General features: G+C 39.6%; 15 protein-coding genes and 1 pseudogene. 3 read left to right on the top strand and 13 right to left on the bottom strand.

The window, feature by feature from the left end:
- Positions 1-68: 68 nt before the first annotated feature.
- The 5 genes from carB to HWV02_RS18615 all read right to left on the bottom strand — a co-directional run bounded on the left by carB (position 69) and on the right by HWV02_RS18615 (position 7,730).
- Positions 69-3,287: a carbamoyl-phosphate synthase large subunit gene (gene carB / locus HWV02_RS18595; RefSeq protein WP_211677202.1), complete on the bottom strand. Its 3,219-nt coding sequence runs from the start codon at positions 3,285-3,287 to the stop codon at positions 69-71.
- Between the two features lie 33 nt (positions 3,288-3,320).
- Positions 3,321-4,466, bottom strand: a complete 1,146-nt coding sequence (carA, locus tag HWV02_RS18600) for a glutamine-hydrolyzing carbamoyl-phosphate synthase small subunit (protein WP_211677204.1) — start codon at positions 4,464-4,466, stop codon at positions 3,321-3,323.
- Between the two features lie 171 nt (positions 4,467-4,637).
- Complete coding sequence (gene dapB, locus HWV02_RS18605) at positions 4,638-5,456, bottom strand: 4-hydroxy-tetrahydrodipicolinate reductase (RefSeq protein WP_211689135.1); 819 nt, start codon at positions 5,454-5,456, stop codon at positions 4,638-4,640.
- A gap of 578 nt (positions 5,457-6,034) precedes the next feature.
- A complete protein-coding gene (locus HWV02_RS18610) occupies positions 6,035-6,652 on the bottom strand; it encodes an FKBP-type peptidyl-prolyl cis-trans isomerase (RefSeq protein ID WP_211689136.1) in 618 nt (205 codons plus the stop codon).
- Positions 6,653-6,797: 145 nt separating this feature from the next.
- Positions 6,798-7,730, bottom strand: a complete 933-nt coding sequence (locus tag HWV02_RS18615) for an ROK family protein (RefSeq protein WP_211689137.1) — start codon at positions 7,728-7,730, stop codon at positions 6,798-6,800.
- Positions 7,731-8,003: 273 nt separating this feature from the next.
- Here HWV02_RS18615 and HWV02_RS18620 point away from each other — a divergent pair, with 273 nt between their 5' ends.
- The gene (locus tag HWV02_RS18620) at positions 8,004-8,726 is read left to right on the top strand and encodes a lipoate--protein ligase (RefSeq protein ID WP_211689138.1); all 723 of its coding nucleotides are present in this window, start codon (positions 8,004-8,006) and stop codon (positions 8,724-8,726) included.
- 87 nt (positions 8,727-8,813) lie between these two features.
- Here HWV02_RS18620 and dnaJ read toward each other — a convergent pair whose 3' ends face one another.
- The 3 genes from dnaJ to HWV02_RS18635 all read right to left on the bottom strand — a co-directional run bounded on the left by dnaJ (position 8,814) and on the right by HWV02_RS18635 (position 13,163).
- Positions 8,814-9,941 carry a molecular chaperone DnaJ gene (dnaJ, locus tag HWV02_RS18625; RefSeq protein ID WP_211677211.1) on the bottom strand — a complete coding sequence of 376 codons (1,128 nt, stop codon included), beginning with the start codon at positions 9,939-9,941 and terminating at the stop codon, positions 8,814-8,816.
- 95 nt (positions 9,942-10,036) lie between these two features.
- Entirely contained in the window at positions 10,037-11,965 is a 1,929-nt protein-coding gene (dnaK, locus tag HWV02_RS18630) for a molecular chaperone DnaK (RefSeq protein WP_211689139.1), read from the bottom strand.
- Between the two features lie 283 nt (positions 11,966-12,248).
- Positions 12,249-13,163, bottom strand: a complete 915-nt coding sequence (locus HWV02_RS18635; RefSeq protein ID WP_255550542.1) for an ABC transporter substrate-binding protein — start codon at positions 13,161-13,163, stop codon at positions 12,249-12,251.
- Between the two features lie 192 nt (positions 13,164-13,355).
- On the opposite strand from HWV02_RS18635, the gene HWV02_RS18640 reads away from it, so the two are divergent.
- Complete coding sequence (locus tag HWV02_RS18640) at positions 13,356-13,817, top strand: cytochrome c (protein ID WP_211677214.1); 462 nt, start codon at positions 13,356-13,358, stop codon at positions 13,815-13,817.
- A gap of 87 nt (positions 13,818-13,904) precedes the next feature.
- Here HWV02_RS18640 and HWV02_RS18645 read toward each other — a convergent pair whose 3' ends face one another.
- On the bottom strand, positions 13,905-16,211 hold the full coding sequence (locus HWV02_RS18645; RefSeq protein WP_211677215.1) for a response regulator: 2,307 nt from the start codon (positions 16,209-16,211) through the stop codon (positions 13,905-13,907).
- 80 nt (positions 16,212-16,291) lie between these two features.
- Here HWV02_RS18645 and HWV02_RS18650 point away from each other — a divergent pair, with 80 nt between their 5' ends.
- A complete protein-coding gene (locus HWV02_RS18650) occupies positions 16,292-17,047 on the top strand; it encodes an amino acid ABC transporter (RefSeq protein WP_211677216.1) in 756 nt (251 codons plus the stop codon).
- Positions 17,048-17,129: 82 nt separating this feature from the next.
- Here the strand turns inward: HWV02_RS18650 and ribA are convergent, their stop codons facing one another.
- The 4 genes and pseudogenes from ribA to HWV02_RS18665 form a co-directional block, all read right to left on the bottom strand.
- Positions 17,130-17,771, bottom strand: a complete 642-nt coding sequence (ribA, locus tag HWV02_RS22930; protein WP_255550684.1) for a GTP cyclohydrolase II — start codon at positions 17,769-17,771, stop codon at positions 17,130-17,132.
- Between the two features lie 39 nt (positions 17,772-17,810).
- A pseudogene (locus HWV02_RS22935) lies at positions 17,811-18,182 on the bottom strand (NADAR family protein); the annotation flags it as partial.
- A 295-nt stretch (positions 18,183-18,477) separates the two neighbouring features.
- The gene (locus HWV02_RS18660) at positions 18,478-19,176 is read right to left on the bottom strand and encodes a cytochrome b/b6 domain-containing protein (protein WP_255550543.1); all 699 of its coding nucleotides are present in this window, start codon (positions 19,174-19,176) and stop codon (positions 18,478-18,480) included.
- Between the two features lie 28 nt (positions 19,177-19,204).
- A complete protein-coding gene (locus HWV02_RS18665) occupies positions 19,205-20,176 on the bottom strand; it encodes a DMT family transporter (protein WP_211689142.1) in 972 nt (323 codons plus the stop codon).
- Positions 20,177-20,265 lie beyond the last annotated feature (89 nt).

The following is a 20,265-nucleotide window of genomic DNA, read 5'->3' on the forward strand; positions in this document are numbered from 1 at the left end:
ATATAAAAAAAACTCGCACTTCGTTATAACTGAAGTTGCGAGGTTTTTTATTAACTATAAATACTTACTTATTTGATACGCTTATGTAGCTCTTGTACTGAGCGAACTGTACCACGGTCATCCGCAGAGTGCGCTTGGCACGTTGCAAATGCAGCATTCATTGTTGTTGTGTAGTTAACTTTATAACGTAAAGCCGCTGCACGTAATTGACGAGAATCTTCAATCGCAACACGACCTTCAGTCGTATTAATGATGTAGCTGTATTCGCCATTTTTGATACGGTCAAGAATATGAGGACGACCTTCATGTACCTTGTTAACTAGACGAAGATTAATACCTTCTTCACCTAGTGCAACAGCAGTACCGTGAGTCGCATCGATTTCAAAACCAAGTGCAATTAATTGCTTCGCTAGGTCAGCTGCGCGGGCTTTATCACCGTTACGAACAGAGATAAGCGCACGACCAGTCTTAGCAACTTCTGCAGAAGCACCAAGCTGTGCTTTAGCATAAGCTTCAGCGAATGTATCACCCACACCCATAACTTCACCAGTAGAACGCATTTCAGGGCCTAATAACGGGTCTGAACCTGGGAACTTAGCAAATGGTAGTACTACTTCTTTAACAGAGTAGTATGGTGGGATAACTTCTTCAGTGAAACCCAGTTCAACTAAAGTTTGGCCAGCCATTACTCGAGCAGCAACTTTTGCAAGTTGTACACCTGTTGCTTTTGAAACAAAAGGAACAGTACGAGCAGCACGCGGGTTAACTTCGATAAGGTAAACTTCATTATCTTTAACAGCGAACTGCGTATTCATCAGACCGATAACGCCTAGCTCTAATGCTAATGCACGTACTTGACCACGCATAACATCAAGAATTTCAGGACTTAATGAATAAGGAGGTAATGAACAACCTGAGTCACCTGAGTGAACACCTGCTTGTTCGATATGCTCCATGATGCCGCCGATAACTACATCTTTACCATCACAGATTGCATCTACGTCAAGCTCGATTGCGTTATCTAGGAAACGGTCTAGTAATACTGGTGATTCGTTAGAAACACTCACCGCTTCTTTGAAGTAACGACGTAAATCGATTTCGTCATATACGATTTCCATTGCACGACCACCTAGTACATACGAAGGACGTACTACGAGTGGGTAACCGATTGCTTCAGCAGAGATAACTGCTTGTTCAGTCGTTGTTACAGTATCATTTTCAGGCTGTAATAAACCTAGACGGTCAACAGCTTGTTGGAAACGCTCACGATCTTCTGAACGGTCAATTGCATCCGGTGATGTACCAATGATTGGCACGCCAGCCGCTTCTAAATCACGCGCCAGTTTAAGTGGCGTTTGACCACCATACTGAACAATAACGCCTTTAGGTTTTTCAACACGAACGATTTCTAATACATCTTCTAATGTAATAGGCTCGAAGTATAGACGGTCTGATGTGTCATAATCTGTTGAAACCGTTTCAGGGTTACAGTTAACCATGATAGTTTCGTAGCCATCTTCACGCATTGCTAATGCAGCGTGTACACAGCAGTAATCAAATTCGATACCTTGACCAATACGGTTAGGACCGCCACCGATGATCATGATCTTATCGTTGTCTGTTGGTGCTGCTTCACACTCTTCATCATATGAAGAGTACATGTAAGCAGTGTCGCTTGAGAATTCAGCTGCACAAGTATCAACACGCTTGTAAACCGGTAAGATTTCTAAACGGTGACGTAATTTGCGTACTTCATTTTCACTTACACCAGCAAGTTTAGACAGACGTAAATCAGAGAAACCTTTACGTTTAAGTTGACGTAATAGTGTTTCGTCTAAACCAGACAGACCCAGTTTACTTACGTTTGCTTCAGCGTTAATGATGTCTTCAATTTGCACGAGGAACCAATGGTCAACACGTGTAATATCATAGATGTCATCACGAGACATGCCACTACGGAATGCATCAGCAATATAGAAAATACGCTCTGCGCCCGCTTCGGTTAATTCCTGACGAATTTTAGCTGCTGCAGTATCATCGTTTAGGTTTACTTCTGGGTCAAAACCGTTCTTGCCGATCTCTAAACCACGTAATGCTTTTTGCAATGATTCTTGGAAGTTACGACCAATCGCCATTACTTCACCCACAGACTTCATCTGCGTCGTTAGACGGTCATTTGAACCTGCAAATTTTTCGAAGTTAAAACGTGGAAGCTTAGTAACTACGTAATCAAGTGTTGGTTCGAATGATGCAGGCGTAGCACCACCAGTAATGTCATTCGATAATTCGTCTAGTGTGTAACCTACAGCTAGTTTTGCAGCAATTTTAGCAATTGGGAAGCCCGTTGCTTTTGATGCAAGTGCTGATGAACGAGATACACGAGGATTCATCTCGATGATAACCATACGGCCATCAACAGGGTTGATACCAAATTGTACGTTTGAACCACCAGTTTCAACACCAATTTCACGTAGAACAGCCATCGATGCATTACGCATGATTTGGTATTCTTTATCCGTTAATGTTTGTGCTGGTGCAACCGTGATTGAGTCACCTGTGTGGATGCCCATTGGGTCAAAGTTTTCAATTGTACATACGATGATGCAGTTGTCATTTTTATCACGTACAACTTCAGTTTCGTATTCTTTCCAACCGATTAATGATTCATCGATCAGTAATTCTGTTGTTGGAGAAAGGTCTAAACCTAACGTACAAATGTCGATGAACTCTTCCATGTTATAAGCGATACCGCCACCCGTACCACCCATAGTGAATGATGGACGAATAATACATGGGAAACCAACTTCAGCCAGTACACCTTTTGCTTCTTCGATTGTGTGAGCAATACCAGCACGAGGAGTTTCAAGACCAATTGCTTTCATTGCTTTATCAAAACGGCTACGGTCTTCCGCTTTATCGATTGCATCTGCTGTTGCACCGATTAGCTCAACACCAAATTCAGCTAAAACACCGTTGCTTTCTAATTCAAGCGCACAGTTTAATGCCGTCTGACCACCCATAGTCGGTAATACCGCATCTGGACGTTCTTTTTCGATGATGTTACGTACAACTTCCCAATGGATCGGCTCGATGTAAGTCGCATCCGCCATTTCTGGGTCAGTCATAATTGTAGCTGGATTTGAGTTAACTAGAATAACTCGGTAGCCTTCTTCACGAAGCGCTTTACAAGCTTGAGCACCGGAATAGTCAAACTCACACGCTTGACCGATTACGATAGGACCAGCGCCCAAGATTAGAATACTTTTTATATCATTACGTTTTGGCATAGTTCAATTCTCTACTAGGTATCAGACTTAGGCTTAGGCTTTGCTTTTTTCCATCAATTCGATGAAGTGATCGAAAAGAGGAGCTGCATCGTGTGGACCAGGACTTGCTTCAGGGTGACCCTGGAAGCTAAATGCGGCTTTATCAGTACGATGAATACCTTGTAAAGAGTCATCAAATAATGACTTGTGCGTCATTACTAGATTTTCCGGTAACGTTGTTTGATCTACCGCGAAACCATGGTTTTGCGCCGTAATCATTACTACGTCACGTTCCATGTCTTTTACAGGGTGGTTAGCACCGTGATGACCGAACTTCATTTTTAATGTTTTAGCACCACTTGCTAATGCAAGTAATTGGTGGCCTAAACAAATACCAAATACAGGAATATCTGTAGTCAAAATTTCTTTAATTGCTGTGATTGCATAATCACACGGTTCTGGATCACCAGGGCCGTTTGATAAGAACACACCATCCGGATTTAACGCGAGTACGTCTTTCGCAGGCGTTTGTGCAGGTACAACCGTTAGACGGCAGCCGCGATCAACTAACATACGTAAGATATTGCGCTTAACACCATAATCATAAGCAACTACGTGGAAGCGAGAGTCTGTAGCATCAGCAGGTAAACCACCCATTAATGTCCAGCTACCCTGGTTCCATTCGTATGATTCTTTAACGGTCACTTCTTTCGCTAAATCCATGCCTTTTAAGCCAGGGAAAGCTTTAGCAAGTTCCAATGCGTGTGTTTCATCTAAGTTTTCACCTGCGATGATACAACCCGCTTGCGCACCTTTTTCACGTAAGATACGTGTAAGTTTACGTGTATCAATATCAGCGATACCAACAACATTACGTTCTTTTAAATAGTCAGTGAGTGATTGTTGATTACGGAAGTTAGAAGTGATTAGCGGAAGATCTCGAATGATTAGTCCACAAGCATGGACATCTGAAGACTCTGCATCTTCATCATTTGTACCGGTGTTTCCGATATGTGGGTAAGTAAGAGTAACGATTTGGCGAGAATAGGAAGGATCGGTTAATATTTCTTGATAACCAGTCATTGAAGTATTAAAAACCACTTCACCTACCGAATGACCTTCTGCACCGATAGACACACCACGGAAAACTGTTCCGTCTTCCAACACCAACAAGGCGATATTACTCAAGACAACCTCCAAAAAATAGATAGAAAAATAATAAAATAAATCAACTATTTACCCCAGGCTGTCACACAGCATAGTAATTCGAGACTAAAAAAACAACCTCTGAATTACTAAATTTTGGCAAATTCCGCGCATAATACAGAAAAAATAAATGTTACGCAACTATTTTATTTTACGATTTTGAATTTAAGATTTAAGATCAAGCACATCTTGCATTGTATACAAGCCTTGATCTTGGGAAAATACCCACGCTGATGCACGTATAGCACCTTTTGCAAAGGTCATACGACTTGATGCTTTATGTGTAATTTCAATACGTTCGCCGATATCAGCAAACATAGCAGTATGCTCACCCACTAAGTCACCCGCACGAATAGTAGAAAAACCAATAGTTTCGCGATCACGCTCACCGGTATGACCTTCGCGGCCATACACAGCTACTTTTTTCAAGTCACGACCTAATGTATCAGCAATTACTTCGCCCATACCCAATGCAGTACCAGACGGTGCATCCACTTTATAACGGTGATGACCTTCAATGATCTCAATGTCAGTGTAGTCACCCATGACCTTGGCCGCCATTTCTAACAGTTTAAACATCACATTAACACCAACACTCATGTTTGGTGCAAATACCACACCTGTCGTATTACCGGCATCATGGATTTGTTGTTTTTGTTCATCACTAAAGCCCGTTGTGCCAATGACTATTTTCTTGTCGTTCCCAACAGCAAACTTAAGATGATTCAATGTCGCTTCGGTCGTCGTAAAATCGACAATCACATCAAAGTCATTAACAACATCAGCAAGGCTACTAACGACTTTAACACCCAGTGAACCAAGACCCGCTAACTCGCCAACATCAGCACCTAAGAAGCTACACTCAGGACGTTCGATTGCTGCACCAACAACGGCAGCGCCATCACTATCTTGAATGGCTTCTAAAATCGTGCGGCCCATGCGACCATTACAACCCATCACCGCGATTCTTACTGCTTGTCCCATCTAGACTTCTCCCTGTGTTTATCATTAATCAAATAGTTAAAGTACTCTGATGATAGCACTCCTAGAAACACATCAACAATGCTAACTTATACCAATTACATTAAATAAATATTCGGCTATTTACGGAATTGCTATCCTTTATTTTAGGCATAAAAAAACCCGCTATCCTATTTGCTAGAATGCGGGTTTTATTATGCTGAATATTAGCAATCAACCGAAGATACCAAATAGGCCAGCCCATAGGTGTATAGTCGGTATTGTTAAAAATACAATTAAAAATACTAATGCATATTTCCAGTTAAAATCGTTATACGTTGCCATTACTCATCATCCATAAATTGATCTAAATCAAAAACATCTTACCTAAATAATAATGACTCAGCAGCAACTATATTAATTGCGCCACCAATTTATCCCCTTATAGGTAGTGCCAATTTAAGGTTTCAAGACTATATAAATAGCAAAGTTCATGAAAATGTAACACCAACGAATGAACTAAAAGCATATTTTAGACATAAAAAAACGCCTTACTCATATCGCTATGAACAAGGCGTTTAGCTAGTCTGTAATAAGACTGATTAAACGATGTCTAATAGTTCTACTTCAAATACTAGTGCTTGGAATGGACCGATTGCAGCGCCTGCGCCCTGTTCGCCATAAGCTAGGTTGTGTGGGATAGATAGTTTGAATTTATCACCAACGTTCATTAGTTGTAGTGCTTCAGTCCAACCAGCGATAACGCCGCCAACTGGGAATTCAGCAGGTTGACCACGTTCAACAGAGCTGTCAAATACAGTACCGTCAGTTAGCATGCCATGGTAATGAACACGTACAGTTGATTCTGCAGTTGGTTTTTGCTCGATGTCGCCACGTGCGATAACTTCGTACTGTAGACCAGATTCAGTTACAGTTACTTCTTCACGCTCTGCGTTTGCAGTTAGGAATTTTTCACCTTCAGCAGCAAAGATTTTTGATTTTTCAGCTTTTTCAGCTTCTAATTTTTCATGGATTAGTTGGAAAGCTTGGTTTAGCTCTTCGTTACTAACTTTGCTTTCTGCACCAGCGAACGCATCTGCAAGACCAACTTGAACCGCTGAAATGTCTAGACCTTCGAATGGGTTAGCAGCAAGCTGTTGGCCCATTTGTAGACCAATACCGTAACTACCTTTTTGTTCACTTGTTGCAAATTCAGACATAATTAAACTTCCATAATTCTTAATGATAAACACAGTGACTGTGTTGCTTAAATAATTAGATATGGGCGATTTTTTTAAAAACAAGGGAATAAATAAAAATTTTATCCCTTAAACAATATTTAGCACGTGATAAACGCTAGAAGGCTTATTTATAGTTCAACAGTGCCGCACCACGCACGCCACCTTCACCACCAAATTCAGCTTGTTTTAATGCAGGTAACTTCATATTACTAAATACATAAGCTGCCATTTTTTCAGGTAGTTTAGAATACAAAGCTTCAAAACGGGCTAAACCGCCACCGAATACCACAACATTAGGATCGAGAGCCATAATCAGACTCCCGAGCGCCGCAGCTAAAATATCTAAAAACACAGTCACAGTTTTAACGGCAACCATTTCATTAGCTTCGTAAGCAGCAATAATATCTGGCCCCTTTAATGCTTGCTCTTCATTACACGAGCCATTCATATGAATTTTGTAATGCTTGTATAACGCAGCAAGGCCAGTGCCTGAACAATAGGTTTCCAAACAAGAATGTCCACCACAACCACAGTGGGTGACAGGTAGTTCAGGATAACGCTGCAGCATCGTACCCGGGATAGCCATATGACCAAATTCACCAGCACCAAAATTGTGCCCTGACAAGATTGTTTTATTAATGCAGATCGCACCACCTAAGCCTGTACCTAAAGTCACTGCAATGGCAATACCTGCGTCTTCAGCCGCTCCTTTATAACACTCCGATAACGCGAAACAATTCGCGTCATTTTGCACTTTTACATCACGACTAATACGTTTCTTCAAATCAGACTGCAAATCCTGCCCATGTAAGCTAGGTAAATTAGAACAAATTAATGTATTCGTGTCAGGATCCATTACCCCAGGATAACCAATCCCGACGAGTCCTTTGCAATCGAACTTCTTATCGGCTTTAAAAATAAAAGTATCGAGTGCATCTAGTAATTCTTCATAATCTTCGGTAGGTGCGGGGATCCGCTCATTAAAAACACATTCAAGTGCTGTGTTATATACCGAAAATTCTATCTTGGTACCGCCAATGTCAAAACCGTAATACATTTAACCCCCATAACCGTTAAATAACAGCTAAATAACTGATAATATAATATTTTCCATTTAATAATGAAAGTGTAATCAATTTCATACGAATAGGCAGCGTTATATCTAAATAATCAATCACACATCAACAATTTATTATATCTGCTGTAACCAGAAACACTGGATAACAAAATGAAATCAAGGGCTGTTAATCGATATTGCGCCAACTTAAGGGTTTGTAGTTACAGAAGATAAAGCTTAAAGTAACATAACAACCCAACTATAGACTTTAAAATGCCGTCGCCTAAAAATAAATTCATCCGTTTTAACAGTATCAATATCGATCATGCTTTTGCTAAAGAAGCACAATTAATTACTCAAATAAAGCAGGATGAATTAGAGCAATGTTTAATGTTATGGCAAGCAAAGACACCAACACTGGTATTACCGGCGGGGAATAAATGGCCTGAATCGAGTACGCTAAAACAAGCGCTCGCAGAACAATATTGGCAGTTATTATCAAGACAAACTGGAGGCGCGCCAGTTCCTCAATCCCCCGGCATCATCAACTTATCCCACATCTATATTTGGCCAGAAAAAACACCTTATTCTACAGTTTCCGCTTATGAAAACCTGTGCTCTGTGCTAAATGACTTTTTGTCCCAATATGGATTAGAAAGTGGAGCGGCTGCAACCCCCTTTTCTTATTGCGATGGTGATTACAATTTAAATATTAATGGCCGAAAAATTATTGGTACTGCGCAGCGTGTCATATTAAAAAAAGGCGGCCGTAAGATCGTTCTGGCGCAAGCATTTATATTAATTGATGTACTGCTCGATGAATTAATTAAACCGGTCAATCTTTGTTATGGCATCCTAGGTAAAACACCATTAGTGAAGGCGAGTGCGCACACTTGTTTGTTTGAACATATTCAAGAGCGCCCAAGTATAGACACAATATATCAGCAGCTAACCCAAGCATTTTTACGCAGTGCTTATGCTATCAAGAGCGATTGAGTCGAGACTATAAAATAATAGTGGATAAAATAAAGCCGCAATAATAATTGCGGCTTTAGAATGATTAAACGTTATAACCTAGTTTAATTACTTCGTTAAATCATCAAAGAAGCTTTTAACACCGTCAAAGAAACCTTCTGATTTAGGCTTATGTTTCTTTGCTGACGCATTATTTAATGATGCTTCAAACTGTTGTAGTAAGTCTTTTTGTTCTGCGTTTAACTTAACTGGTGTTTCAAGTATTACTTTACACAGTAAATCACCTGTTGCGCCACCACGTACTGACTTAACGCCTTTACCACGTAAACGGAACATGCGACCAGTTTGCGTTTCAGCAGGTACTTTTAATTTAACACGACCATCTAAAGTCGGTACTTCAATTTCGCCACCGATACCGGCATGTGTGAAGCTAATTGGCACTTCACAGTATAGGTTGCTACCGTCACGCTCAAAGATCGCGTGTTGACGCACACTAACTTGCACATACAGATCACCGGATGGGGCACCCATATCGCCCGCTTCGCCTTCACCAGTTAAACGAATACGATCGCCAGTATCAACACCCGCTGGGATTGTTACTTTTAAATCTTTGCTACGTTCGTAACGGCCTTCACCATGACACTTACGGCAAGGATCTTTAATGATTTTACCTTTACCATGACAAGTTGGGCATGCTTGGTTTACCGCAAAGAAACCTTGACGCATTTGAACTTGACCTTGGCCATGACAAGTACTACAAGTTGTTGCTTTACTGCCTGACTTAGCGCCTGAACCATTACACACTTCACAGTGACATTGGCTTGGGATACGAATCGTTTTGCTTACGCCACGAACCGCTTCTTCAAGCGTAAGTTCCATGTTATAACGCAGATCACTACCACGTGCAGCTCGCTGTTGACGACCTCGGCCACCGCCACCGCCAAAGATGTCACCAAATACATCGCCAAAGATATCACCGAAGTCACCTTGACCACCGTGTCCGCCTTGTTGATTTACACCTGCATGTCCATATTGGTCATAAGCCGCTTTTTTCTGTGCATCATTTAGCACTTCATAAGCTTCTTTAACTTCTTTAAATTGCTCTTCCATCGCTTTATCACCCTTCGTTCTATCAGGGTGAAATTTCATTGCAAGGCGTTTATAGGCCTTTTTAACATCTTTTTCGCTAGCGTCGCGTGATACGCCTAGCACTTCGTAATAATCGCGTTTTGACATAATAATCAGCTTAAATTGGAATAATTTAGATACACGAAAGGCGTTGATGAAGCACCAACGCCTTTGCTATTTAAAAACTAATAACTTAGGCGTTATTATTTTTTGTCGTTTTTCACTTCTTCGAACTCAGCATCAACAACATCACCAGCAACGTCTTTCTCTTGTGGTTGTTCTGCACCAGCTTCAGCGCCAGCTTGTTGTGCTTGAGCTTGCTGTTGAGCAATTTCCATCAATTTTTGAGCCGCTTCCATTAACGTTTGAGTTTTCGCTTCAATCGCTTCTTTGTCGTCGCCTTTAATTGCTGTTTCTAACTCAACAATAGCTGCTTCAATTTTTTCTTTTTCATCAGCAGGTAGTGCTTCGCCAGCTTCTTCGATTTGCTTACGCGTACCGTGAACCATTGCATCAGCTTGGTTACGTGCTTGTACTAGCTCTTCGAATTTAGCATCTTCTGCAGAATTTGCTTCAGCATCACGTACCATTGCTTCTACTTCTTCATCAGAAAGACCTGAAGACGCTTGAATTGTGATTTTTTGTTCTTTACCCGTATCTTTATCAGTTGCAGATACGTGTAAAATACCATCAGCATCGATATCGAAAGTAACTTCAATTTGTGGAATACCACGTTGTGCAGGACGGATACCTTCTAGGTTGAATTGACCTAGTGAGTTGTTGTCTGCAGCACGTTTACGCTCACCTTGGATTGCGTGAACAGTTACAGCAGCTTGGTTATCTTCAGCTGTTGAGAATGTTTGTGACGCTTTAGTCGGGATAGTTGTGTTTTTCTCGATAAGCTTAGTCATAACACCACCCATAGTCTCAATACCCAGAGATAGAGGTGTAACGTCTAGTAGTAGTACGTCTGTTTTGTCACCAGAAAGTACCGCACCTTGAATCGCAGCACCCATAGCTACAGCTTCATCAGGGTTAACGTCTTTACGCGCTTCTTTACCGAAGAATTCAGTAACAGCCGCTTGTACCATAGGCATACGAGTTTGACCACCAACTAGGATGATGTCGTTAATGTCGCCAACAGCTAGGTCTGCATCTTGTAATGCAATACGTAGTGGTTCCATTGTTGCTTTAACTAGATCTTCTACTAGTGACTCTAATTTAGCACGAGTAACTTTGATGTTAAGGTGCTTAGGACCTGACGCATCAGCAGTGATGTAAGGTAGGTTTACATCAGTTTGTGATGCTGAAGAGAGTTCGATTTTCGCTTTTTCTGCAGCTTCTTTTAGACGTTGCATTGCTAGCGGATCGTTTGTTAGGTCAAAGTTTTGTTCTTTTTTGAATTCTGCTACTAGGTAGTTGATTAGGCGTGTATCAAAATCTTCACCACCTAAGTGTGTATCACCGTTAGTCGCTAATACTTCAAATGTTTTTTCGCCATCTAGCTCATCGATTTCGATGATAGAGATATCGAATGTACCACCACCAAGGTCGTATACAGCAACAACGCTGTCGCCTTTAGCTGTGTTTACGCCATATGCGAATGCAGCAGCAGTTGGTTCGTTGATGATACGTTTAACATCAAGACCAGCAATACGACCAGCATCTTTCGTTGCTTGACGTTGTGAATCGTTAAAGTATGCAGGAACAGTGATTACTGCTTCTGTTACTGCTTCGCCTAAGTAGTCTTCAGCCGTTTTCTTCATTTTTTTCAAAACTTCAGCAGAAACTTGTGGCGGAGCCATTTTTTCGCCTTTAGCTTCAACCCATGCATCACCATTATCAGCTTTCACAATGTTGAAAGGCATGATTTCGATATCACGTTGAATCTCTTCATCTTCAAAACGACGGCCGATCATACGTTTGATTGCAAACAACGTGTTTTCAGGGTTCGTTACAGCTTGGCGTTTTGCAGGCTGACCAACTAAAGTTTCACCATCTGCACTATAAGCGATGATTGACGGAGTAGTACGATCACCTTCAGCATTCTCGATTACGCGAGCAGTGTCGCCATCTAAGATTGATACACAAGAGTTAGTTGTACCTAAATCGATACCAATGATTTTACCCATAATCGTAATTCTCCAATAAATACTTTCATTTACAAATTTGATACAGAATAGATGGTGACAGTTAAAAGCTATTTCAAGTCTATTAAAATACTTTTTCCATCTCTGACAACCCGCGGCTTGCAAGGTTATCTCTGCGATTGAAAATAAATATGGGGACAAAATGAGAGGCTTCAAGCAGAAACGTGAATTAATTAAAAAAAAAATGAATATAATTACGAAAATAGACTTAAATATAGTTTGAAAAAGTTAATAACACCGCTATTTAAGTCAACCAACACCTCAATTACTCGATAATATACTTAGCCTTATCAATGACTTCACCTGATAACTCAATGCCCATTCTGGTAGCTGCATCCAAATTAATGGAAAGTACGGGGTGAACAAGATAATTATCGGTGTGTAAGTCTTTCTTACCTTCAGCTAAGCGAACTAATAAATCAGCGGTATCCTTGCCTATTTGCACATAATCGATGTTATAGACAGCAAAAATACCTTTGTTGATACTACTATGGTCCTCACCTATCAATGCAACGCTATTCCGTTCAGCTACTGTTACAACGTAGTTTAGGTCAGGCATGTCAGTAATATGATGGGGTAAATATATCGCATCGACTTGTGGTGCGAGTACTCGAGCTGAAGCTCTAAGTTCGGCACTACCATCAATATAATAATAAATAACCTGTACACCATTTTGCTTTTGCTGCGCTAAAATTTGTTCCACGTTAAAGGTATCAGTCGAGTTATTATCAATAATGACACCTAAGGTATTAATACCGGGCAATAATTTTTTAATAAAGTTAACATCATAATGATCTATTAATTCATCGTGATGATGATTCTCATCCATACTGCTCTTATCAAGGTAAATATCGGTGGATACACCTTGCTGGCTAACCAAGGTAATAAAAGGCCTCTGTTGTGACATCGAAATAGTCATATTAACATCTGATAGCTGCGCCTGACTTTCATCCATCCACGTCAGATTCGTACCAACGACATAACCTTGCCGAGTTAACTCCGATTGTAACCCTGATTGAACGTGTTCGACCACCATGCCAGAATCTAAAGCCGAAAGGCTGACTCGAAGCTGACTAGCTTGGCTTTCAAGGGCGAGTAAAGAAAGTAAAAGCATTAAAAATACGGCTGATGGTATGCCAGTATGGTGATGTGATAGGTGTGATAGGTGTGATCGTTCCATAATATGACCTTCTCGCATTACGCTTTCCTTAGCTATTTAATACTGTCGAGGTAAGGTAGTTAATTTAACACATAATCTTTTGATAAATAATGTAATGCATCACATTTTCCCATGCCTAAAAATGAGTTACCATCAAGCACATAATAATAGATTATTGAGCAATGATCTTAACAATATAAATAAGGAAGCAATATGTTCTGGAGCAAAACACTAAAGTTAGCCGGACTTACATCGCTAATGATGTTCACGACGGCACAAGCGGCAACGTTTGATAAACCTGAAACAGATATTAAATATCGTCAATCCGCATTAACCATGATCGCAATTAACTTTTCTGACATGGCTGATATGGTTAAAGGGAAGAAGGAATGGAATGATGAAACATTCCAGCTTCGTTCTGAGCAATTGGCACAACTGATTCCGATGGCTCAGCACGGTTTTAGTGCAAGCGATAGCCAAACTGGTGACACTAAAGCGAAAGCAGCAATCTGGACAGATGCCGATGGTTTTGCCACTAAATTTAGTCAGTTTAATAAAGACGCTCTGCACTTAGCGACAGTTGCAAAAGAAGGTAATCGAGGTCAAATCAAAAAGGCATTTGGTCAAACAGCGAAAAACTGTAAGTCTTGTCATAGCGATTATAAACTGAAGTAATAACGAATATAATAAAGAAAGGCGAACAAATGTATTTGTTCGCCTTTCTTTGTTTTAGCGCATTAATTCACACCAAAAAATTAATGATTACACGCTATCTATGATGGTGCCAGTTTGTCTCTGCGGTGCATTAGCTAACCAAGGCGACAAATGTTTTTGTAGCATTAACGTTAATACTTGTTTACTCACTGGCTTCGCCATGAAATCATCCATCCCAGCGATAAAACATTTATCTTTTTCTGTTTGTAATACATTGGCGGTTAATGCCACGATCGGAATATGCTGATCAACAGGTTCACTTTCTCGAATAATCTTTGTTGCTTCAAAACCATCAAGCACTGGCATCTGGCAATCCATCAATATTAAATTGAATGTTTGCTCTTTACATAAATCTACCGCAATTTGGCCGTTATCGGCAATCGTTACCTCAATACCGAGCTTTTGTAACATCATCTGAGTCACTTTCTGGTTGATAAATGTATCTTCAACCAAGAGCACTTTCATTACATCGCTGGCGGCCCTGTGATCTACAACTTTTTCTGTTTGCTCTGCGTCCTCATTCAGCATGGTTTTAAGGACCACATTTTTTAATGTGTCAGCTTTATAAGGACGACTTAAAAAAGCTTTTATACCAAGTTTTTTGGCTAATACATCATCACCGATTTGCGCTTCTGCAGACATCATCATTAAGCGAGGTGTGAGTTCAGCAAATTCATCTTGTAATTGTTTTGCCACCGTAAAACCATCCAAATTGGGCATGATTTTATCAATAATAACCAAATCAAATGGCTTCCCTTTATCTAAGGCATCAAGCACAATTTGTTTGGTTAAACACGGGTCATCGCAAGATACAGATGTCGCGCCAAAATTTTTCAATTGCGCAGAGGTAATACGCATATTTAGCATACTGTCATCGACAAGTAATATTGACAGTCCAGCAAGGCTTTGTTCTATATCCTTCCCGTGTAAAAGCTCATCAATACATTCAAATTCAGCGGTAAATTCAAATCGACTACCTTTACCCGGCTTACTGTAAACCATAATGTCACTGTCCATTAATTGGACAATACTACGGCAGATCGCTAAACCTAATCCCGTACCACCATAATTACGTGTTGTGCTGCCATCAGCTTGTTGAAATTTATCAAATATTTTTTGCTGGTTTTCAGCGGCAATACCGATACCAGTATCAATAATTTGGAACATGACCCCTGCACTATTATCTTCACGTCGCATTAGCTTGATATTAAGATGCACATAGCCTTCAGAGGTAAATTTGATCGCATTAGATAAAAGGTTATTTAATACTTGGCGTAATTGGGTGATATCACCGAGTACCATATCTGGTACTTGTTCATCAATATGACACACTAAAGCAATGTGCTTCTGTCCCGCTACAATTGAAAAATTAGCTTCGATTTCCTTACATAATTCAAATAAATTCAGCGGGTTTTTTGCCAACACAAGTTGCCCAGATTCAATTTTAGAGAAATCAAGAATATCGTTAATTAAATCCAGCAGCGTAATCGAAGAAGAGTAAAGCATATCAACAAACTCTTTCTGGTCACTATCCATTGGCATGTCTTGTAATAAGGATGCTGTACCAATCACACCGTTCATTGGTGTACGGATCTCATGGCTCATATTTGCTAAAAATTCACTTTTCTTTAAATTAGCATCTTCAGCTTGAAGCTTAGCAACTTCTAGCTCACGATAGTTATGACGAATGCGTATAATGGAAGCATTATAACTTGCCGTTAAACTAGTGATCTCATCATCAAATGGACGAGGCATTAATTCAAGTGATTGTGGCAGCTTATCATTATCAAACTTACTCACGGCGTCCGATATTTCAGTTAACGGTCTTACCACTATTTTATACACAACAAAAAGAATAAATAATGCAACAATGAAGATTTTTACCGCCTGAGACAATAACAAGAAAATAAACTTATCCCATAATCCCTTATAGATAGGATAGAGATCGGCCTGAATCTTAAGTGTGGCGAGATTAAACGTCTTACTGCCAAAATCTTGCTGCATTGGCCAAGACACTTGATATTGATATTCCGATAATGGTTTTCCTAGTTTAAGGATTGTACCGCTATCATCTTTAATTTCGAGGTAATGAACGCCAGGCAGTTTCATTATCCCTTCTGCCTGCAGCGTTAATTGGTCACGATCTTCAACCCATAAACTAGCTGTTAAGCTGGACAAATTGCTTTGCTTGATTTGATAAAGCTGAGTTTCTATACCTGATATATCTTCTTTATAATCAAGATAGACATTCAGACCGGTAATCAGTAATGTAAAAAAAGAACTAATAAGTATTATGGATACAAGTAATTGCCTCGCTATACCTACTTTTTTATTTTGCAACTTCGCTTTCTTCATTCCTAAGCTCACACCTAATTACTAATCGACTAATCTAATAATAGACATTACTATGGAATTACTACTATAAGGAAGTAAAAATGAAACTGTTTATTTCAATAATGTTAACTCTACAGCTTTGCATTGCTAGCTTTACTGCTAATGCAGAATCTATCAATTATTATGTCATTGACAAACAAGCAATGCCTTTTCAAATAACAACGGATAGTGAAAAGCATTCAGGCATAGTTTCAGACATCATATCTTGTATATTTATGGATAATTACACTGTTCGTTACCATACCTATCCATTCAACCGTATGATTTCAGAGTTGGAAGCCGGGAGAGAGAAAAACTGGGTAACTTATGGCAGCCCAGGTTGGGGCGGCGTACAAGCAGAAAATTTATCCGATATGCCAATTTACACTGTTAGTCATAGTATATTAACCAGCGCTAAATCTGACTTTATTTACCGAGATCTAAAAGACATAAACGACAAAATTCTTGTATTACTCTATGGTTTTGATTACCCAAACTTACAACCTTTAATTGATCGTGGCCAAATTAAAGAGCTAAGGGTGAAAGATTATGCTGCAGCCTTTCGTATTTTAGACAAAATGCCACAAGATTCTGCCTTTGTTGAAATGACCTCCCGAATTAAATACAACTTAAAAATACAGTCTAGAGATCTAAAACAATATAGGTTACAAGACTTTTCAGCATTAATTCCAAGCTACCCGATTTACTTGGCGCTCGATCCAAAGATGGATAAAGACATTCAAAAATTTATTAACCAGAAATTATCCGACATGTCTGATTCAGGTTCACTAACAGAAATTATTCATCGCTATATCTAACATTATTACACCGATAATAAGTCGCTAACTTATTATCGGTGTATATATTACGCCCTTGGAAGTCTATTCAGGTGCATCAAACTTAGTCAATAAAACTAGACTCAAACATGTGCCCTAGCTTGTCAGATTTAGTTTTAAGGTAACCAGCATTATGTGGATTATGACCTTCTTGTAACGGCACGCGTTCCGCAATATTGATACCCGCTTTCATTAACGCATTTACCTTACGTGGATTATTGGTCATTAAATTAACTGCATTTATATTCAAGTGACCTAACATTCCTTGACAAAAGGTATAATCTCGCATATCAGCCGCAAACCCTAGACGTTCATTTGCTTCAACTGTATCCGCGCCATCATCTTGTAGATGATAAGCTCTAATTTTATTTAACAAACCGATGCCGCGCCCTTCTTGGCGTAAATACAAGATCACACCACTCCCTTCAGCTACAATTTTTTGCATGGCTTTTGCTAACTGAAAGCCACAATCACAACGTTCACTGAATAAGGCATCACCAGTCAAACATTCCGAATGTAAACGAATTAATACAGGCTCACTTGGATCAAGCTCACCATAAACTAAAGCTAAGTGCTCTTTACCTGTCGCGTTTTCAATAAAGCCATTCATTTGAAATGTACCGAATTTAGTCGGTAACTTTGCACTATCAACATAAGTGATCAAATTATAAGGTGCTTGCTGAGCTAACTCACAACGTACATCCATTAATATTCGACCAAGTTCATTGCGTCCGCTGCCATCTCCACCGTCCCCCCAATAAGTGTCTTTATGCGAATGCTCTGTTAATACTTGCTCACCCGTTGCCACAAGTTGATAGGCATAAAATGGATTCTGACTAAATTTTTTCATCACGACATCACGCATGACACTGTCACGTACTTCCATCCAATCTGATTTCACAAATTGCGCATACTCTCGGCTTAAGCTAAAAGCGTCATCAGGTGTCTGTGCTTGACGAATTAAATCTTGTAATTGAAGATCATTGAATTTTTGCGCTTGATAATAATGTTCGCTACTCGGCCATTTAACCCCATCAACCTTGATAGTGGCTAACGCAAAATTTGACAAAAAACCAAAATCATCATTCGGTTCGTAAAATTGTATTTCATCTATCATTTATTTCTATTCCATGAAAATAAAGCTGATTTAACATGAACATACCACAAACACGGATGAAAAAATGTGAAAATTCGCAAATGATAGACATAAAATATGTATATAAAGAATTAAGAGGATACTCATAGCAGAGAGGGGATAATACTGTTATAACCTTAAAAATTAAGACATTAAAACCAAAAACTTAGCCTTAATGTCTACAAAAATACACTTTATGATTTATTTTTAAAATATTGCTATATTTATTAGCAAATATAACGACCCACATTAGCGTCCTAACCGCTCTTTCTTTCAATCAATAAAGTAAATAGCCTAAATTTTCATGTCCCCATTGCCACCAAATGACACCAGCAATACATGCGTAGATTACCCAAGCCAATAGACCATTCATCATTTTGGGCTGGCCAATCGAGTTAACTAATTTATACTCTGCTACGCCTGTTATCATCGCTTTCACTAATGCCTGTTTTTTAAGTTTATAAGCGACGATAGCAACGACATGTAAGCCTATTGCCCAAAGTAATACATCAAAATTCACGCTGTGTAGCCATGTCATAAAGCTAACAGTATCCGCTGTAAAATATTGCGATAATGGGCCTTCTGACAAAATATCATCGCTGGCACTAAGTCCAGTAAATAGCTGGATTATTATTAAACCTAAAAACAATATAACCATACATGCGCCAGCAGGGTTATGACCAAATTTGACTCGATCAAACTTATTTTTATCACTAAGGTAATCGATTAACGCTTTTGGACTTTTTATAAAGTAACTAAACTTGGCAGTATCACTTCCAATAAAACCCCAAATAAAACGTGTTATCCAAAGCCCCAATAGTGCATAACCAAACAAAAAGTGCCATTCCATTTCGCCATTATCAGCACAGTACCACAATGCAAATAGCAAACTCACTTGTAACCAGTGATAGCCACGAATAAATCCGTCCCAAACTTTAACCTTAACCATACAACCCTCTGCAGATAACGACGACATAAATACCCAACTAACATTGGGATAGAGGCTATTTTCTAACACTTAACCAGACAATAGCAACAATTACCATTAACATACCTACAAAATGGTAAATGGTGAAGTTTTCCCCTAACAAAAACACTGCCATTAATGCCGTTAGCACGGGGCCACTGCCACCAACAATCGATGCTTGTTCAGGTCCAACTCTCGCAATACCCTCACTCATCAAAAACGAAGGGATCACAGTACAGCCAATCGCTAACCACAGTGAGATCCAAAATACCGGCATAGGGATACTAAGATCTTTAATATCATGCGCAACCGAAAAATGGACAAATATCATAAAACTCGCGCCAAACATCGCGATACACGTAAAGACTAAACTGCCTAATTGCTGAATTTTGGTTTTACTCAGTAGCAAATAACAAGCAAACGTAAAGCATGCTGTTAACACCAATAACGAACCAATGATCACTCCCTCACCCTGCTTACCCAAGTCATGATAAAACAGTACAAAAACCCCCGCATAGGCCAAGATAAGCGCACCTATCACTTGTCGATTAATCCGATTACCCAACACCAACCAACTGAGGATAACGACAACCGTAGGATAGGTAAATAACACTAATCGCTCTAGCTGTGAGCTAATATAGTGAAGCCCTTGAAGATCAAAATAACTCGACAAGTAATAACCCAAAAGACCAATACCCATCACTGGCATAAACTGTGCTTTTATCGGTAATGATAACGCAGGCGTCTTCCTTAACATCCACACAAATACGGCGATATAAAAAGGCAGCGACAATAGCATGCGATACGTCATTAACGTAATGCTATCAACCCCATATTGATAAGCGAGTTTAATGAAAATGCCTTTGGTCGAAAACAAACAGGTAGCAAGAAATGCGCACAATAAACCCATTTTATGTGCTGATAGCTTATGACGTAAAGCTGAACGAATATTACGTTGCTTTGTGCTGGTAGTACTGGTGGTATTACTGCTGATAGTAGTCTGTTCCATGACCCCTCCAAGAAAAAAATGAAGGCTAGGAATAAGTAGAGTAAAACAGATAGCAGGCTACATATTCCGTAGCCTCGCCAAAAATTAGT

It is taken from the genome of Moritella sp. 28, assembly GCF_018219435.1.
Taxonomy (GTDB): Bacteria; Pseudomonadota; Gammaproteobacteria; order Enterobacterales; family Moritellaceae; genus Moritella.

Bases quoted from the DNA above. Each gene is read 5' to 3' on its own strand.
- carB (WP_211677202.1), bottom strand. From the start codon at position 3,287: ATGCCAAAACGTAATGATATAAAAAGTATTCTAATCTTGGGCGCTGGT.
- dapB (WP_211689135.1), bottom strand. From the start codon at position 5,456: ATGGGACAAGCAGTAAGAATCGCGGTGATGGGTTGTAATGGTCGCATG.
- HWV02_RS18610 (WP_211689136.1), bottom strand. From the start codon at position 6,652: ATGTCTGAATTTGCAACAAGTGAACAAAAAGGTAGTTACGGTATTGGT.
- HWV02_RS18615 (WP_211689137.1), bottom strand. From the start codon at position 7,730: ATGTATTACGGTTTTGACATTGGCGGTACCAAGATAGAATTTTCGGTA.
- HWV02_RS18620 (WP_211689138.1), top strand. From the start codon at position 8,004: ATGCCGTCGCCTAAAAATAAATTCATCCGTTTTAACAGTATCAATATC.
- dnaJ (WP_211677211.1), bottom strand. From the start codon at position 9,941: ATGTCAAAACGCGATTATTACGAAGTGCTAGGCGTATCACGCGACGCT.
- dnaK (WP_211689139.1), bottom strand. From the start codon at position 11,965: ATGGGTAAAATCATTGGTATCGATTTAGGTACAACTAACTCTTGTGTA.
- HWV02_RS18635 (WP_255550542.1), bottom strand. From the start codon at position 13,163: ATGGAACGATCACACCTATCACACCTATCACATCACCATACTGGCATA.
- HWV02_RS18640 (WP_211677214.1), top strand. From the start codon at position 13,356: ATGTTCTGGAGCAAAACACTAAAGTTAGCCGGACTTACATCGCTAATG.
- HWV02_RS18645 (WP_211677215.1), bottom strand. From the start codon at position 16,211: ATGAAGAAAGCGAAGTTGCAAAATAAAAAAGTAGGTATAGCGAGGCAA.
- HWV02_RS18650 (WP_211677216.1), top strand. From the start codon at position 16,292: ATGAAACTGTTTATTTCAATAATGTTAACTCTACAGCTTTGCATTGCT.
- ribA (WP_255550684.1), bottom strand. From the start codon at position 17,771: ATGGATGTACGTTGTGAGTTAGCTCAGCAAGCACCTTATAATTTGATC.
- HWV02_RS18660 (WP_255550543.1), bottom strand. From the start codon at position 19,176: ATGTCGTCGTTATCTGCAGAGGGTTGTATGGTTAAGGTTAAAGTTTGG.
- HWV02_RS18665 (WP_211689142.1), bottom strand. From the start codon at position 20,176: ATGGAACAGACTACTATCAGCAGTAATACCACCAGTACTACCAGCACA.